Source organism: Nocardioides segetis (assembly GCF_051390595.1).
Classification (GTDB): domain Bacteria; phylum Actinomycetota; class Actinomycetes; order Propionibacteriales; family Nocardioidaceae; genus Nocardioides.
In genome coordinates this window covers 581,609-596,793 of sequence record NZ_JBNINR010000001.1, presented here as the reverse complement: position 1 = coordinate 596,793, position 15,185 = coordinate 581,609, and the positions used below count along the sequence as shown (strand labels likewise).

The following is a 15,185-nucleotide window of genomic DNA, read 5'->3' as shown; positions in this document are numbered from 1 at the left end:
GCTAGCAACAGTTAGCAAAGAGCAAGCACCCGCGGCGTGAACTCGTTCACAAGCGCACGCGGTGATCGGCGGTCCACGGTCACTGTTCAAAGCGAATCAACTCACTCGACTCTGTACGATCACCCGTGTGCCAGCCCCGCCCCCGCCCCAGCACTGCCCGACGCAGCGCGAGCTCGACGACCTCGAGCTGCTGACGTCCGGAGCGGCCGCCCCGATCCGGGGCTTCAACGAGCCGGGCAGCCCCCTCACGCTCTCCCTCCCCGACGAGCTCGCGCTCCACCTCGACGAGGGCAACGAGATCGAGCTGGTCGACCCCGAGGGCCTCCCCCTCGCCCGGGTGGCGAGCGTGCTCCGCGGCCTGGCCGTGATCCCCCTGACGCATGCCCAGTTCGGTCCGTTCCGCCGCCTCTACCTGTCCCCCGCCGCCGTGCGCGAGCAGTACGCCGGGCGCACCTTCGTCCCCGTCACGGACCTGATCACCGACGTCCAGCTCGAGCAGCTGCGCGGGCTCGGCCCCGTCGTCCTGGTCGCCCTCGTCGGCACCGGCACGCCCGCGGTGAGCCCCGTCGGCCTCCTCCGCGCGACCCAGCGGGTCGCCGCCTCCCTCGACGCCGCGGTGGTGGCGGTCCCGCTCGCCGACCACGGGTCCCTGGCCGACCCCGCGCTGCGCATCTCCGTGCTCACGTCCTATGCGGACACCGACCCGGTCGTCGAGCTGGCCTACGGCGGCCACCTGCTGCCGGCCCTGGCCGACATCGCCGCGACCGAGCGTCCCCGCCGCGACGAGCAGGGCCTGGTCCTCTTCTTCACCGGCCTGTCCGGCAGCGGCAAGTCCACGCTCGCGCGGGCGCTGATGGACCGGCTGCTCGAGCACGGCGGGCGCAGCCTCACCAGCCTCGACGGCGACGTCGTACGCCGCAACCTGTCGGCCGGGCTCACCTTCTCCAAGGAGGACCGCGAGACCAACATCCGGCGGATCGGCTGGGTGGCCGCCGAGATCGCGCGCCACGGCGGGCTCGCGGTCTGCAGTCCCATCGCCCCCTTCGACGCGACCCGCCAGCAGGTGCGGACGATGGTCGAGCAGGCCGGCGGGGCGTTCTTCCTCGTCCACGTCGCGACCCCGCTGGAGGAGTGCGAGCGGCGCGACCGCAAGGGCCTCTACGCCAAGGCCCGGCGCGGCGAGATCCCCGAGTTCACCGGCATCTCCTCGCCCTACGAGGAGCCGCTCGACGCCGACGTCCGGGTCGACACGACCGGCCGCTCCATCGAGGACGCCCTCGAGGACGTCGTGACCGCCCTGCGCGACGCCGGGTACGCCGACCTCACCGGGCCGGACGCGCCGGCGGAGCTCCCGGCGGCACCGCCCGACGCGCCCCCGCCCGTCGATCTCGACGAGGTCGGCGCCGGTCCCACGCGCGTGTCCGACGAGGAGCCGCAGCCCGGCCCCGCCGGGGCGCGCACCGCGACCTCCGGGTCCCGCCCGCTGCGGGTGCTCTTCGTCTGCACCGCGAACATCTGCCGCTCGGCGTACATGGAGCTCCGCTCCCGGGCGCTGACCGGGCCCGGCGGCGGGATCGAGTTCGCCAGCGCGGGCACCCACGGGTTCAACGCCCACCCCGTCGACCGCACCATGGCGGAGGTGCTCGCCGAGCGCGGCGTCGGCAACGACCTGCTGGGCGGCTTCGCCAGCCGGCCCCTCACCGACGACCTGGTCACCGCGGCCGACCTGGTGCTGACCGCCGAGGCCGCCCATCGGCAGTTCGTGCTCGAGGAGGTGCCGAGCGCGTTCCGCAAGGCGTTCACCCTCGCGCAGTTCGCCGAGTCCGTCGACCGGGTCGACCCGCACCTGCGCGGCGTTGATCTCGTGACCGCCGTCGGCCACCGCCGGGCCGGCACCGCCGAGCACCACGACATCCGCGACCCCTACCGGCGGGGCAAGGCGGCCGCCGAGGTGTCGGCCGACCAGATCGACACGCTGCTCCAGGCCGTGCTGGCCCGGCTGGCACCGTCCGCGACCGCACAGACAGGCGACGAGTAAGTGGGCGAACTCCTCACCCTGACCGCGCTCTCCATCGCGGCCGCCGGCTTCGTCGTCGGCATCGTCGTCGGCCTGACCGGGATGGGTGGCGGCGCGCTGATGACGCCGGCACTGATCTTCCTGGGCGTCGGGCACACCGCCTCGATCGTGACCGCCGACCTGACCGCGGCCGCCGTCTACAAGACCGGCGGCGCGCTCACCCACGCCAAGGAGGGCTCACCCAACCTGCGGCTCGCGGGCTGGCTGATCGTGGGGTCGGTCCCGATGGCGTTCCTGGGGCCCTATCTCGTCAAGGCGCTGACCGACGACCCCGCGCACCTCGAGGACACCCTCAAGCTCTGCATCGGCATCGCGCTGCTCTTCGCGGCCTCCACGTACGCCCTGCGGCTCTACATCAACCTCAAGCGGGTCCGTCGCGGTGGTGCGCTGCCCGACGACAACCCCCGCATCCGACCGGTCCCGACCCTCCTGGTCGGCATGCTCGGCGGACTGCTCGTCGGCGTGACCAGCGTCGGCTCGGGCTCGGTCATCATGATCGCCCTGCTCATGCTCTATCCCGGCCTGTCCGCGGTCCGGCTCGTCGGCACCGACCTCGTGCAGGCGGTCCCCCTGGTGCTCAGCGCCGCGCTGGCCAATATCGCCATCCACGGGCTCGAGTGGGACCTGGTGATCCCGCTGATCGTCGGCTCGGTGCCCGGGACCCTGATCGGCTCCCGGCTCGCCCCGCGCGTGCCGCAGTCGGTGATCCGCCGGGGCATCGTCATCGTGCTGACCATGTCGGGCGTGGCCCTGCTCTTCAAGGCCGGGCTGCACCCCTTCGGCGAGGGCCACGAGACGCTGGAGGCGATGCTCGTCGCCGGGATCGGCATCGCGATGCTGGTGCTGGTGCCCTTCGTCTGGGGCCTGTTGCGCCGGCAGCACGGGCTGCCGATGTTCGGTGCGCCCACCGTCGCCGAGATCGAGTCCTTCGGCAGCCGCGAGCGCCGGCGCGCGCGTACCTGAGCGGCGGGGTCAGCCGACGGGACGGAACTCCTGGGGCTCCTCGACCCGGAACGGCGAGTCCTCGGCGGCGGCGCGACCGACGCCGAAGGTGAACGCGGCAGCGGCCGCGACCCACATCGCGCCCGCGACTCCGATCAACATGTCCATGGCACTTCCCCCTCCTCCTCCCGACCACGGTACCCGCCCGCACCCACCCGATCCGTCCCCTGAACGGGGTAGGACCGGGATAGTCCGTTCAGGCCACTCCGCCGTCCGGTCGGCCCGCAGGGACACGGCAGGACGACGTCAGTCCCTCCCGTACACGTCGCGCGTGTACACCTTGTCCGCCACGTCGTCGAGGGCGTCGGAGCGCCGGTTGGCGATGATCACGTCCGCCTTGGCCTTGAACGCGTCGAGGTCGGTGATCACCTTGGAGTTGTAGAACCGCTTCTGCTCGAGCTCGGGCTCGAACACCACCACCTTCACGCCCTTGGCCTTGATCCGCTTCATCACGCCCTGGACCGCCGACTCCCGGAAGTTGTCGGAGCCGGCCTTCATGGTCAGGCGGTAGATCCCGACGACCTTCGGGTCGCGGCGCAGCACGTCGTCGGCGATGAAGTCCTTGCGCGTGGTGTTGGCGTCCACGATCGCGCTGATCAGGTTCTGCGGCACGTCGCGGTAGTTCGCCTGCAGCTGGCGGGTGTCCTTGGGCAGGCAGTAGCCGCCGTACCCGAAGGACGGGTTGTTGTAGTGGCCGCCGATGCGCGGGTCGAGGCCGACGCCCTCGATGATCTGGCGGGTCTCGAGGCCGTGGGTGGCGGCGTAGGTGTCGAGCTCGTTGAAGTAGGCCACCCGCAGGGCCAGGTAGGTGTTGGCGAACAGCTTGATCGCCTCCGCCTCGGTCGAGCCGGTGAACAGCACCGGCACGTCGTCGCGGGCCGCGCCCTGGAGCAGCAGCTTCGCGAACAGCCGCCCGGCCTCGGTGTCGGAGCCGACCACGATGCGCGAGGGGTACAGATTGTCGTGCAGCGCCCGGCCCTCGCGCAGGAACTCCGGACTGAAGAGGATCGCCGCGCCGGGATGGGCCGCGCGCAGGGTGTTGGTGTAGCCGACCGGCACGGTCGACTTGATGACGACGGTCACCGCGGGGTTCGCGGCGAGCGCCGCCCGGGTGACCCGCTCGACGGTGGAGGTGTCGAAGCGGTCGGTCTCCGGGTCGTAGTTCGTGGGGGTCGCGACCACGACGTACGCCGCGTCCGCGTAGGCCGCCTTGGCGTCGCGGGTCGCCCGCACCGTGAGCTCGGGACGGCGCAGGTGCTCCTCGAGCTCGGGGTCGACGATCGGCGAGCGCCGGGCGTTGACGGCGTCGACCCGGCCCTGGTCCACGTCGAGGATCCACACGTCGTTGTGCTGCGCGAGCAGCACGCCGTTGGACAGGCCGACGTAGCCGGCGCCCACCACGGTGATCTTCATGTGATCGAGGCTGCGGCCGCGTCCTGAACGGCGCCGGGAGCCCGGGTGACGAGGTGGTGACGGACAGACGGCCAGTCCCGGACCGGCGGCCCGGGCGGCACCGGGCGGTCAGTCCCAGACCGTGGCGATGGGCAGGCTCCACAGTCGGGCGCCGTACCGGTGGCCGCGGGTGGCGGTGTTGAGCACGACCCCGCCGCGGAACCGGCCACCGGCACGCCGGGCGAGGGCGTGCAGCGAGGCGAACTGGTGGGGCCGCAGGCTCGCGGCGGTCCGCACCTCGATGCCGAACAGGGTGTCGTCGGGCAGCTCGATGACCAGGTCGACCTCCAGGCCGTTGCGCTCGCGCAGGTGGCTCACCCGGTGCTCCACCCGAGCGGTCTCCCGCTGCCGCAGGAGCTCCGCCGCGACGGCGCCGCGGAGCAGGTCGGTGAGCAGGCGGCGTCCGCCGAGGTCCTCCAGGGCCGCGCTGGAGGCGCCGGTCAGATGCCGGGCGAGCCCGGGATCGGCGAAGACGGCCGCGGGCCGGCCGATCGCGCGCTTGGCGACCGCCGCCCGGCAGCCGGGCAGGAGGCGCACGACGTCGAGGTGGACCAGCACGTCGACGTACGGCGACAGCGTGGTGACCGGCAGGCCCGCCGCCGCCGCGATGCGGGCCTTGTTGAGCTCGGCGGCCGGTGGGTCCGCGAGGGCGGCGAGGACCGCGTGCAGCCGGTCCGGGTCGAGGCGGCGCCGGCGGCGGGCCCGGCGGACGATCGCGCTCAGCTCGTCGGCGGCGCCGGGCCGGTCGAGCCGGGCCAGGTAGTCGCCGAGCTCCCAGGCCGACCGCACCTCGTCGGGTGCCGGGGCCCGGGAGCCGAGGCGGGCGACGAAGTCGGCGGACACGAGGTGCAGCGTAGGCCGCTCAGCGGACCCGGCCGGCCGCCGCGTGCTGCGCGGCCGCCTCCGCGAGCACCACCCGGATCCCGCGCACGGTGTCGGCCCACGCGGAGACGGTCGCCGGAGGGCGTCGGCGCTCGGGCCCGGCGAGCAGCGCCGCCATGGCCGCGCCGAGGCCGCCGGGCGTCGCGGCCGCGGTCAGCACGCGGTCGCCGTGGATCGCGTCCAGGCCGCTGTCGTCGGTGCACAGGACCGGGATCCCGAAGTAGCGCGCCTCGGCGACCGGGAGCCCGAAGCCCTCGTCCGAGGATGCGAGCACGACCAGCCGGGCGCGCTGGACGAGCTCCTGGTAGACCGGCGTCGCGACGTACCCGGGGAAGTCGATCGCGTCGGCGACCCCCTGCGCCCGGGCGATCCGGCGCAGCTCCTCGCGCAGGACGCCGCCGGCGCCCAGGACGACCAGCCGCGGTCGCGAGCCGAGTCGGTCGTGGGCGACCCGCAGCGCGCGGATGACGAGGTCGGGGCGCTTGTTGGCGTGGTGACCGTAGGTCACCACGAACGGCTCCGCCGCGGCGTCGGGGGGCACCACGGGCCAGGTACGCGGGTGGTCCTGGCCGTTCTCCACCGTCACCCGGCGGGCCCGCGGGGCGATCCGGGCGGTCTCGGCGTCGGTCTTGGAGGAGATCTGGATCGAGCGGGTCGCGTGCGTGGCCGACCACGCCCAGAGCCGGCGGTAGAGCCGCTGGTGCCGGGGGAACTCCGCGGGGTGCCGGACGTGGCGCCAGTCGTGCGCGATGCACACCTGCGGCCGGCGACCGGCCAGCGGGCTGACGAGGGGACTCACCGACAGCAGCGCGTCCGCGCGCCACCGGCGCGCGACCACGCCGGCGCGGACCCACTGGCCGAACGCCCGGGCCGCGAAGCCCTCGGGCACGACGTGCACGGTCACCGACGGCCGGGCCGGGAGGACCTCCGCGACCCAGGGGGCGCCGATGACGACGAGCCGGTCCTCGGGCGCGACGTCGGGCCAGGCCCGCAGCAGCTGCTCGGCGTACAGGCGCATCCCACCGGAGTCCGCGGGCGCGCCGAGCACGTCGATGACCAGCCTCACGCGCGGATCCCCACGCGCGGATCGTAGTGAGCGCCGACCCCGCTCGGAGGTGCTTTCGCCGGACGCGGCGCGGGTCGCCGGGACGAAACTCGTCGATTTGTCTGAGCGACCGTCTCGGATGCCGCCGCGCCCGGCGTCGCATGGCACGATGAGCGGGCCCGCAAGGCAGCAGAGCCCCCGAAAGGACAGGTCGCCCAGGCATGACCCAGACGCACAGCGACTACCGCCTCAGCCAGCTGGACCAGCTGGAGGCGGAGTCGATCCACATCTTCCGCGAGGTCGCGGCCGAGTTCGAGAAGCCGGTCCTGATGTTCTCCGGTGGCAAGGACTCCATCGTGATGATGCGCCTCGCCGAGAAGGCGTTCTACCCGGCGAAGATCCCGTTCCCCGTGCTGCAGGTCGACACCGGCTACGACTTCCCCGAGGTCCTCGCCACCCGCGACAACTGGGTCGACCGCCTCGGCGTGAAGCTGATCGTCGCCAGCGTCGAGCAGGCCATCAAGGACGGCATCGTCGTCGACGACGGCAAGACCTCCCGCAACCGCCTCCAGATCGGCACCCTGCTCAACGCCATCGAGGAGAACGGCTTCACCGCCGCCTTCGGCGGGGGCCGGCGCGACGAGGAGAAGGCCCGCGCCAAGGAGCGCGTCTACTCCCACCGCGACGAGTTCGGCCAGTGGGACCCCAAGAACCAGCGCCCCGAGCTGTGGAGCCTCTACAACGGCCGCCTGCACGAGGGCGAGCACATGCGGATCTTCCCGATCTCGAACTGGACCGAGCTCGACATCTGGGACTACATCGGCCGCGAGGGCATCGAGATCCCCAGCATCTACTTCTCGCACCAGCGCCGCGTGTTCCAGCGCGACGGCATGCTGCTCACCGAGAGCGAGCACAACCCGCTGCGCGACGGCGAGGTCGCCGAGGAGCGCACCGTCCGCTTCCGTACCGTCGGCGACCTGACCCTGACTGGCTGCGTGGAGTCCACCGCCAGCACGATCCCCGAGATCATCGAGGAGGTCGCCGTCGCCCGGGTCACCGAGCGTGGCGCGACCCGCGGTGACGACCGGTTCTCCGAGGCCGCCATGGAGGACCGCAAGAAGGAGGGCTACTTCTGATGTCCGCGACCAACATGGACCTCCTGCGGTTCGCCACCGCCGGCTCGGTCGACGACGGCAAGTCCACGCTCATCGGGCGCCTGCTGCTCGACTCGAAGTCGATCTTCGAGGACCAGCTCGAGGCGGTCGAGGCCACCAGCGAGGCGAAGGGCTACGACTACACCGACCTCGCGCTGCTGACCGACGGCCTGCGCTCCGAGCGCGAGCAGGGCATCACCATCGACGTGGCCTACCGCTACTTCGCGACGCCGAACCGCAAGTTCATCATCGCCGACACCCCCGGGCACGTGCAGTACACCCGCAACATGGTCACCGGCGCCTCCACCGCCGACCTCGGCCTGGTGCTCGTCGACGCCCGCCAGGGGCTCACCGAGCAGTCCCGCCGGCACGCGGTGATCCTCTCCCTGCTCCGCGTCCCGCACCTCGTGCTGGCCGTGAACAAGATGGACCTGGTCGGCTTCGACCAGGCCGTCTACGAGAAGATCTACGCCGAGTTCACGCAGTTCGCGACCAAGCTCAACGTCCCCGACCTCGAGGTCATCCCGATCTCGGCGCTGCAGGGCGACAACGTCGTGACCCGCTCCGAGAACATGCCGTGGTACTCCGGTCCCACGCTCATGCACCACCTCGAGCACGTGCATGTCGCCTCCGACCGCGACCTGATCGACGCCCGCTTCCCGGTCCAGTACGTCATCCGCCCGAAGTCGGACGAGTTCCACGACTACCGCGGGTACGCCGGGCAGGTGGCCGGTGGCGTCCTCAAGCCGGGCGACGAGGTCGTCGTCCTCCCCTCGGGGATGACGTCGAAGATCGCCAAGATCGACCTCTTCGACCAGGAGATCACCGAGGCGTTCCCGCCGATGAGCGTGACGGTCCACCTCGAGGACGACGTCGACGTCTCCCGCGGCGACATGATCGCCCGGGTCAAGAACGCCCCGACGCCCAGCCAGGACATCGACGCGATGGTCTGCTGGATGACCACCACCCCGCTGCAGCCGCGGCAGAAGCTGGCGATCAAGCACACCACCCGCACGGGCCGCGCGCTGGTCAAGGACATCCAGTACCGCCTCGACGTCAACACCCTGCACCGTGACCAGTCGACCAACGAGCTCGGCGTCAACGAGATCGGCCGGGTCACCCTGCGCACCACGGTGCCGCTGCTGTGCGACCCGTACTCCAAGAACCGCACCACCGGCTCGTTCGTGCTCATCGACGAGGCGACCGGCGTGACCGTCGGCGCCGGCATGATCAACGGCTGAGGCGCGACCCGGCGCATCTGAACACCGAGATCGCATCGACCCGTCGCGTTTGAACGCGACGGGTCGATGCGTTGGGCGGGCCGGGTCAGCGCTGGGGGCGGAAGTGCAGGCCGATCTCTGGGTCGACGAGGACCTCCTGCGCGGCCGGCAGGCCGTCGACCACCAGCGGCGCGGTCACGTCGGTGTTGCGCTTGAGCAGCGCCAGGGCGATCGGACCCAGCTCGTGGTGACGCGCCGACGAGCCGACGACGCCGACGGCCCGGCCGCCGCCCTCGGGCAGCACCTCGGCCCCACGGGCGGGCAGCCGGTTCTCGGAGCCGTCGAGGTGGAGCAGGGTCAGGCGCCGCGGCGGGCGGCCCAGGTTGTGCACCCGCGCCACCGTCTCCTGGCCGCGGTAGCAGCCCTTGTCGAGGTGGACGGCGGGCGGCCACGCCGCGTCGGCGCCGGCGTCGGGGCCGAGGTCGAGCCAGCCGACCTCGTTGGGGATCGTCCGCTCGTCGGTGTCGAGACCGAGCCGTGGCTCGCCCCGGGCGATCCGCAGCGCCTCGTAGGCCCACAGCCCGGCCGCCGGCCCCGCCGCCGCGGCGTACGACGTCAGCTGCTCGCGCGGGACCAGGTCGTACTTGCCGCCCCCCGCCGCCGGGCGCCAGGCCACCGCGAGGTCGGCGGTCACGTCGGCGACCTCGACGCGGAGCATGAACCGCATCCGGTCGAGGAAGTCGAGGAGCGCCGTGGCGGCCCCCGGCTCGGTGTGCGCCGTGAACGACTCGCCGTCGTCGACGCCGGAGAAGGCGTGCTCGACCCGGCCCTGCGCGTCGAGCAGGAGCGCGGAGGTCCAGCGCCCCGGCTCCAGTCCCTCGAGGTACTGGGTGGTCATCGAGTGCAGCCAGCTGAGCCGGTCCGGGCCGCTGACCCGGATGACGTCGCGGTGCGAGAGGTCGACGAAGCCCTCGCCGGCGACCAGCGCGCGCTGCTCGCCGTACAGGCTGCCGTAGTGGGCGGCGACGCCGGCGTCGATGCCCTCGCCGGCGACGGCGCCGGGGAGGTCGAGGAGGGGGCTGGTGCGCAGGTCGGTGGTCATGTCAGGTCCCGGTAGTGCTCGAGGAGGCGGGTCAGGGTGCCGAGGGCTGTCTGCATCTCCTCGATGTGTGCCGGGTCGAGCGTGCGGAGCATCTCCTTGATCTCGGTGCTCGACACACCCGAGGTGCGGGGCAGGTACCTCACCTCGCAAACGTCGGAGAGGTCGTCGAACTTCCCGGCCCAGTCGTCGCCCATCACGAACAGGTCGACGCCGTGCTCGACGATGTCGGCGCGCTTCTGCTCCCAGGAGCGCTCGGGCAGGACCAGGTCGACGCCCTTGATCGCGGACACGATCGCCGCGCGGTCGTCGTAGGAGACGACCGACCGCTTGCCCTTGCCCGCGTTGAACTCGTCGGTCGAGACGCCCACGATCACCCGGTCGCCCAGCGCGGTGAGGCGCTCGATGAGCCGCAGATGGCCGATGTGGAACAGGTCGAAGGTGCCGTAGGTCAACACGGTCGTCATCGGCTCGCCCCCTCGCACCGCGCGCAGCGACCGAACACGGTGAGGTGACCGAGGTCGGGGGTGAACCCCCGGTCGGCGAGGATCGCGACGAACGGCGCCGCCTCCTCGGCGTCGACCGAGACGATGTCGCCGCACCCCCGGCACACCAGGTGGAAGTGAACATGCCCCCGCGTCGAGTGGTACGTCGGCGCGCGGTCGCTGAGGTGGGCATGGCGGATCAGACCCAGCTCCTCGAGCACCTCCAGCGTGCGGTAGACGGTGGAGGGGTTCACCGTGCTCACCGTCTGTTGGACGTGGGCCAGCACCTCGTCGGGAGTGGCGTGGCCCAGCGCGTCGACCGCCGCCAGGATCAGCTCGCGCTGGGGCGTCAGCCGGTAGCCCTTCTCGCGCAGGGCCGCGCGCCAGTCGTGGCCGTGGTCGGCGTGGTCGTCGTGGTCGTCAGGCACGCTTCAACCTCGCCCACAGATGCGGTTGCAGCGCCTGCCCCATCGCGGCCATGTCGAAGGCGTAGAGGAGGTCGCCCTCGACATTGCCGTAGAGGCGCTTGCCGGCGGAGTACTCCTTGGCGGTCTCGGTGCGCGCGACGGCGTCCGTCGTCCACTCGAACTTGCCGTTGTCGGCCTCGCCGTGCCAGATCTCCGCGATCCCCGTGTTGTGGGTCAGCAGGATCTCGAACGTGCCCTCGCCGACCCCGCGGATGAAGCCGGTCTCGATCGCGGCGTCGCGGACCTTCTCGCCCTGCTCGTCGACGATCCAGGCACGCGCCATGTAGTGGAAGAACGGCCGGCCGTCGTGGGTGAAGATCAGCTCCTGACCGAACTGGAACCGCTCGATCGTCGGGTAGTCGCCGTGGCCGTTGCCCCGCCAGGTGCCGAGCAGCCACGCGATGGGGCCGCAGTTGGGGTGCAGGTTGTCGGGGAGTTCGAAGGCCACGAGGGCCGAGTCTAGTCGCGGACCGGCCGCTGCGTAGGCTCGGCGCATGTCCCGCTCTCTGGTCCTCAAGGTCACCTGCGGCGCGGACGAGCCCGAGCGGTGCAACCAGGGCTTCACCGTGGCCGGGGCCGCGGCCGTCTCCGGGGTGGCGGTCTCGCTGTGGCTCACCGGCGAGGCCTCGTGGCTGGCCGTCCCGGGCCGGGCCGCCGAGCTCGAGCTCCCGCTGGCCACGCCGCTGCCCGACCTGCTCGACACCGTCCTCGCCACCGGTCGGGTCACGGTGTGCGCGCAGTGCGCGGCGCGACGCTCGCTGACCGAGGGCGACCTGCTGCCCGGCGTACGGATCGCGGGTGCGCCGGTGTTCGTCGAGGAGGCACTCGGCGAGGGCGTCCAGGCACTGGTCTACTGACGTGCGGGCGGTCCTGCAGCGGGTGTCCTCGGCATCGGTCGTCGTCGACGGCGAGGTCGTCGGCGCGATCGACGGGCCCGGACTGCTGGTCTACCTCGGCGTCACCCATGACGACGGCGACGCCGAGGTCGCCTGGATGGCCCGCAAGATCCGCGACCTGCGGATCCTGGCCGACGAGCGGTCGGTCGGCGAGACCGGCGCGCCCGTGCTGGTGGTCTCCCAGTTCACGCTGTACGGCGACGCGCGCAAGGGACGTCGACCCACCTGGGTCGCGGCCGCCCCCGGCGCGGTGAGCGAGCCGCTGTACGACGCGGTGTGCGCCGCGCTGGTCGCCGCCGGGACGCCGGTCGAGCGCGGGGTGTTCGGCGCGGACATGGCGGTCAGCTCGGTCAACGACGGGCCGTTCACCGTCCTCCTCGACTCCCCCTGAGCGCCGTACCGGACAGGACGGTCGCGAGATCGCCTGAATCTCAACCGGAATGCCCGGTACGACGATCAGGTCAGGCCGCGGCGCGACGGGAGAGGCGCAGCCCGAGCAGGTACAGCTCGCAGCCGAGGCAGAACGCGAAGACGGCGTTGAGGAAGGCGGCCACGAAGGCGAGGGCCGCGGCGACCTGGCCCAGCAGGACCGCGTCGGTGGCGAAGCCGAGGGTGGCGACGACGGCGAAGACCAGTCCGACCGCCTGGGCGAAGCGGGGCGGGGCAGGGTCCTCGAGCTCGGCGGGCGGCGCGAGGCGGGGGCGGACCAGGCGGCGGAAGAGCACCCCCGTCGGCGTCCGCTGGACGCCGAGACCGGCGCCGATCGCGAAGAGCAGCGCCTGCACCGCGGTGATCACGGCGGCGGCGCCCGGGGCCGCGTCGGAGAGCAGCAGCGCGACCGCGAACACGACGAGGGTGATCGCGGCGGTGAAGCGGGGACCGCGCGGGTCGATCCCGGCCGGCGTGCCGGAGGTGCCGGCCATCAGGACTCCTGGAGCGCGGGGAGGGCGGCGAGCACCTGCTCGCGGCGGGGGGCGCCGGCCGCGCGGGTGACCTCGTGACCGGCGTGGTCGAGGATCAGGGTCGTCGGCGTACGCCGGACGTCGAGCGCGCGGACCAGGTCGAGATGCTGCTCGGCGTCGATCTCGACGTGGGCGACGCCGTCGGTACGTCCCGCGACGTCGGCGAGGACGACGCGCGTCGTGCGGCAGGGGGCGCAGAAGGCGCTCGAGAACTGAACCAGCGTGGCCCGCTCCCCCAGCGCCGCGTCCGGCAGCGCACCGGCGACGGCGGTCCACGGGCTCGGGGCGGCGGGAGCCGCCGCGGCGAAGCTGCCGTCGGTCCGGCGCCGGTACAGGCCGAAGCCCGCCGCCAGGGCGACGGCGAGCAGGAGCAGCACGAGTCCGGTCACGCTTCCTCCAACGAGGTGGGGTCCCGCCCTATTCCACCGAAGCGTCCCGCCACGGGTCCCGCCGGGCCGCCCTGCTGAGGCCGCATCGGTCCGACCAGGGCGTCCGGGGGCGCGGCCGGGTTTCCCCGGCGTGGGCATCCGTCAGGTGACCGATGCCGACCGGCCGACCGGCCGCCAGCTCGGGCAGATGACCCGATACCGGACGTGACCGGGCGCACATAGTTTCGGGCCATCTCGGTCAGACCGAACCCTGGAGGACCCATGAGAAGCGCCATCCGAGCGATGTCGTCACGGACCAAGATGACGATCTTCTGGCTGCTGTTCGGCGCCAGCATCCTGCTCGCCGTCTTCCCGCCGCTCTACCTGGCGGGAAGCGGCATCGACAGCCCGATCCTCGGCGTGCCGTTCAGCGTCGCCTACTGGATCTTCGACGCCCTGCTCGCCACCGGCGCCGTCTGGCTGCTGTGGATCTTCGAGAACATCCGCGGCGAGGTGGGCGAGGAGCCCGAGGAGGTGGCGGCCTGATGACCTCCATGACCGGCTCCATGGCCGTCACCCTCGGGATGCTGACGGCGTTCTTCGCGCTCATCGTGTTCGTGCTCTACGCGACGAACCGCAACGCCAAGTCGTTCTCCGACTACGCCGTCGGGGGCCGCTCGTTCACCAGCTGGTACATCGCGATGTCCTACACCAACTCGTGGTGGCCCGGCGCGACGTACACCGCCTTCTTCGGGCTCAGCGTCAGCGCCGGCGTGCTCGGGTTCTACGCCCTGGCCTACTCGCTGCTCGGCGTGACCGCGATGTACCTGATGGCCGAGCGGGCCTGGCTGTGGGGCAAGCGGTACGACCTCAAGACCCAGCCGGACATGCTCGGCCTGCGCTTCGACTCCCAGGCCGTGCGGGTGATCGCCAGCGCGATCGGCGTCGTGTGCCTGTTCCCGTGGATCGTGCTGGGCATGCAGGCCATGGGCCTGATCTTCCGCTTCGCCAGCTTCGGGCAGTGGTCGGTGACCACCTGCCTGGTCGTCGGCGTCGTGGTGATCGCGGTGCGCCAGATCTGGACGGTGCAGATGGGCATGCGCGGCCTGGTCATCACCGACCTGGTGCAGGGCATCGTGGCCTACGTGCTGGCCGCCCTGGTCTGCCTCGGCATCCTCTTCGGACCCGCCGACTCCGGCGGCTTCACGGCGCTGAAGGACGTGCCGGACGCGCTGCTCGTCGTGCCGGGCGACGGCGGCTCCTACGGTCCCTGGTACCTCTTCTCCCTCATCGTCACCGGCGTGATCGGCTCGCTGTGCTGGCCGACGAGCTACCAGCGGATCTACACGGCCAAGGGCGTCCGCAGCGTCAAGAAGGGGACGCTGCAGACGATGCTCGTCGCGGGCGGCTTCTACCTGATGCTCACCCTGGTCGCGCTCGCCGCCGCCTCGATGACCGACATCGCCGGCGCTCCGCAGGACGGCTGGTTCACCCTGCTCTACGACCGCGGCGGCCAGTGGCTGCTCGGCATGGCGCTGGTGATCGTGCTCGCCGCGAGCATGGGCTGGATCGACGGCTGCGTGCAGGTCTGCGGCGCGCAGATCGCCAACGACATCGTGCACGTCATCTCACCGCGCACCGACTTCCAGCTGAAGGTCGTCGCCAAGGGCTCGATGGTCGTCTACATGCTGGCCTCGGCCGTGGTCGCCTATATCGCCTTCGACTACCCACGGCTCCAGCTGCTGGCGCAGATGTCCTACCAGGGCATCGTCCAGCTCGCCGTCCCCATGTTCCTCGGGATGTTCTGGCGCCGCGGGACCAAGACGGCGGCCCTGGTCTCGATGTGCACCGGCTTCCTCGTCGCCGCGGTCCTCACCTGGCAGTACCCCGACGACATGCCCGGCCTCGGCAGCCTCACCGGCGGCGTCGTCGCGCTCGCGATCAACCTCGTCGTGTACGTCGTCCTGGCCTACGCGCTGCCCCAGCCGGAGCAGGAGCGCCGCCGCGTCGACGAGCTCTTCGAGGCCGGCCGGTCGCGCCCCGAGCCGTCGCTCGCCCCGACCCACTGATCCGACC

18 protein-coding genes are annotated in these 15,185 nt (G+C 72.1%); 8 read left to right on the top strand and 10 right to left on the bottom strand.

All coding sequences use genetic code 11. The features are described from left to right. Window positions 1-127: 127 nt before the first annotated feature. Window positions 128-2,038 (top strand): adenylyl-sulfate kinase, encoded by a 1,911-nt coding sequence (gene cysC / locus ACPZVR_RS02675; protein ID WP_436698015.1) that lies wholly within the window; start codon window positions 128-130, stop codon window positions 2,036-2,038. Then, window positions 2,039-3,040: a sulfite exporter TauE/SafE family protein gene (locus tag ACPZVR_RS02670; RefSeq protein WP_436698014.1), complete on the top strand. Its 1,002-nt coding sequence runs from the start codon at window positions 2,039-2,041 to the stop codon at window positions 3,038-3,040. It begins immediately after the preceding gene. Between the two features lie 9 nt (window positions 3,041-3,049). Here ACPZVR_RS02670 and ACPZVR_RS02665 read toward each other — a convergent pair whose 3' ends face one another. The 4 genes from ACPZVR_RS02665 to ACPZVR_RS02650 form a co-directional block, all read right to left on the bottom strand. After that, the gene (locus tag ACPZVR_RS02665) at window positions 3,050-3,187 is read right to left on the bottom strand and encodes a hypothetical protein (RefSeq protein ID WP_436698013.1); all 138 of its coding nucleotides are present in this window, start codon (window positions 3,185-3,187) and stop codon (window positions 3,050-3,052) included. Window positions 3,188-3,325: 138 nt separating this feature from the next. Continuing rightward, the gene (locus tag ACPZVR_RS02660) at window positions 3,326-4,492 is read right to left on the bottom strand and encodes a nucleotide sugar dehydrogenase (protein ID WP_436698012.1); all 1,167 of its coding nucleotides are present in this window, start codon (window positions 4,490-4,492) and stop codon (window positions 3,326-3,328) included. 108 nt (window positions 4,493-4,600) lie between these two features. Further along, window positions 4,601-5,374, bottom strand: a complete 774-nt coding sequence (locus ACPZVR_RS02655; RefSeq protein WP_436698011.1) for a DUF4143 domain-containing protein — start codon at window positions 5,372-5,374, stop codon at window positions 4,601-4,603. 19 nt (window positions 5,375-5,393) lie between these two features. Next, on the bottom strand, window positions 5,394-6,479 hold the full coding sequence (locus ACPZVR_RS02650) for a glycosyltransferase (protein ID WP_436698010.1): 1,086 nt from the start codon (window positions 6,477-6,479) through the stop codon (window positions 5,394-5,396). A gap of 200 nt (window positions 6,480-6,679) precedes the next feature. Between ACPZVR_RS02650 and cysD the strand changes: the two genes are divergently transcribed. Both cysD and ACPZVR_RS02640 read left to right on the top strand, forming a co-directional pair. After that, window positions 6,680-7,594 (top strand): sulfate adenylyltransferase subunit CysD, encoded by a 915-nt coding sequence (gene cysD / locus ACPZVR_RS02645; protein WP_436698009.1) that lies wholly within the window; start codon window positions 6,680-6,682, stop codon window positions 7,592-7,594. Beyond that, a complete protein-coding gene (locus tag ACPZVR_RS02640; protein ID WP_436698008.1) occupies window positions 7,594-8,853 on the top strand; it encodes a sulfate adenylyltransferase subunit 1 in 1,260 nt (419 codons plus the stop codon). Before cysD ends, ACPZVR_RS02640 begins: the two co-directional genes overlap by 1 nt. An 85-nt stretch (window positions 8,854-8,938) precedes the next feature. Here ACPZVR_RS02640 and ygfZ read toward each other — a convergent pair whose 3' ends face one another. Genes ygfZ through ACPZVR_RS02620 form a run of 4 tightly spaced genes read right to left on the bottom strand, consistent with a single transcriptional unit; the run spans window position 8,939 to window position 11,331 of the window. Further along, window positions 8,939-9,934, bottom strand: coding sequence for a CAF17-like 4Fe-4S cluster assembly/insertion protein YgfZ (gene ygfZ, locus ACPZVR_RS02635; protein ID WP_436698007.1), 996 nt, complete (start codon window positions 9,932-9,934; stop codon window positions 8,939-8,941). Continuing rightward, window positions 9,931-10,398, bottom strand: coding sequence for an adenylyltransferase/cytidyltransferase family protein (locus tag ACPZVR_RS02630; protein WP_436698006.1), 468 nt, complete (start codon window positions 10,396-10,398; stop codon window positions 9,931-9,933). Before ACPZVR_RS02630 ends, ygfZ begins: the two co-directional genes overlap by 4 nt. Beyond that, the gene (locus ACPZVR_RS02625) at window positions 10,395-10,844 is read right to left on the bottom strand and encodes a Fur family transcriptional regulator (protein ID WP_436698005.1); all 450 of its coding nucleotides are present in this window, start codon (window positions 10,842-10,844) and stop codon (window positions 10,395-10,397) included. Before ACPZVR_RS02625 ends, ACPZVR_RS02630 begins: the two co-directional genes overlap by 4 nt. After that, window positions 10,837-11,331: a heme-binding beta-barrel domain-containing protein gene (locus ACPZVR_RS02620; RefSeq protein WP_436698004.1), complete on the bottom strand. Its 495-nt coding sequence runs from the start codon at window positions 11,329-11,331 to the stop codon at window positions 10,837-10,839. Before ACPZVR_RS02620 ends, ACPZVR_RS02625 begins: the two co-directional genes overlap by 8 nt. A 46-nt stretch (window positions 11,332-11,377) precedes the next feature. Here ACPZVR_RS02620 and ACPZVR_RS02615 point away from each other — a divergent pair, with 46 nt between their 5' ends. Both ACPZVR_RS02615 and dtd read left to right on the top strand, forming a co-directional pair. Then, complete coding sequence (locus tag ACPZVR_RS02615) at window positions 11,378-11,740, top strand: DsrE family protein (protein ID WP_436698003.1); 363 nt, start codon at window positions 11,378-11,380, stop codon at window positions 11,738-11,740. Between the two features lies 1 nt (window position 11,741). Beyond that, window positions 11,742-12,170: a D-aminoacyl-tRNA deacylase gene (gene dtd, locus ACPZVR_RS02610; protein WP_436698002.1), complete on the top strand. Its 429-nt coding sequence runs from the start codon at window positions 11,742-11,744 to the stop codon at window positions 12,168-12,170. Between the two features lie 70 nt (window positions 12,171-12,240). Here dtd and ACPZVR_RS02605 read toward each other — a convergent pair whose 3' ends face one another. Beyond that, a complete protein-coding gene (locus ACPZVR_RS02605; protein ID WP_436698001.1) occupies window positions 12,241-12,702 on the bottom strand; it encodes a DUF4395 domain-containing protein in 462 nt (153 codons plus the stop codon). Further along, window positions 12,702-13,130, bottom strand: coding sequence for a TlpA family protein disulfide reductase (locus ACPZVR_RS02600; RefSeq protein ID WP_436698000.1), 429 nt, complete (start codon window positions 13,128-13,130; stop codon window positions 12,702-12,704). The genes ACPZVR_RS02605 and ACPZVR_RS02600 overlap by 1 nt, the downstream gene beginning before the upstream one ends. Before the next feature lie 282 nt (window positions 13,131-13,412). Between ACPZVR_RS02600 and ACPZVR_RS02595 the strand changes: the two genes are divergently transcribed. After that, window positions 13,413-13,655: a hypothetical protein gene (locus tag ACPZVR_RS02595; RefSeq protein ID WP_436697999.1), complete on the top strand. Its 243-nt coding sequence runs from the start codon at window positions 13,413-13,415 to the stop codon at window positions 13,653-13,655. Next, window positions 13,655-15,178, top strand: coding sequence for a sodium:solute symporter family protein (locus ACPZVR_RS02590; protein ID WP_436697998.1), 1,524 nt, complete (start codon window positions 13,655-13,657; stop codon window positions 15,176-15,178). Before ACPZVR_RS02595 ends, ACPZVR_RS02590 begins: the two co-directional genes overlap by 1 nt. The last annotated feature ends 7 nt before the right edge of the window (window positions 15,179-15,185 follow it).

Coding starts and splice junctions, on each gene's coding strand:
- ACPZVR_RS02630 (WP_436698006.1), bottom strand. CDS start 10,398: ATGACGACCGTGTTGACCTACGGCACCTTCGACCTGTTCCACATCGGC.
- ygfZ (WP_436698007.1), bottom strand. CDS start 9,934: ATGACCACCGACCTGCGCACCAGCCCCCTCCTCGACCTCCCCGGCGCC.
- ACPZVR_RS02595 (WP_436697999.1), top strand. CDS start 13,413: ATGTCGTCACGGACCAAGATGACGATCTTCTGGCTGCTGTTCGGCGCC.
- ACPZVR_RS02660 (WP_436698012.1), bottom strand. CDS start 4,492: ATGAAGATCACCGTGGTGGGCGCCGGCTACGTCGGCCTGTCCAACGGC.
- ACPZVR_RS02615 (WP_436698003.1), top strand. CDS start 11,378: ATGTCCCGCTCTCTGGTCCTCAAGGTCACCTGCGGCGCGGACGAGCCC.
- ACPZVR_RS02640 (WP_436698008.1), top strand. CDS start 7,594: ATGTCCGCGACCAACATGGACCTCCTGCGGTTCGCCACCGCCGGCTCG.
- ACPZVR_RS02605 (WP_436698001.1), bottom strand. CDS start 12,702: ATGGCCGGCACCTCCGGCACGCCGGCCGGGATCGACCCGCGCGGTCCC.
- cysD (WP_436698009.1), top strand. CDS start 6,680: ATGACCCAGACGCACAGCGACTACCGCCTCAGCCAGCTGGACCAGCTG.
- ACPZVR_RS02590 (WP_436697998.1), top strand. CDS start 13,655: ATGACCTCCATGACCGGCTCCATGGCCGTCACCCTCGGGATGCTGACG.
- ACPZVR_RS02665 (WP_436698013.1), bottom strand. CDS start 3,187: ATGGACATGTTGATCGGAGTCGCGGGCGCGATGTGGGTCGCGGCCGCT.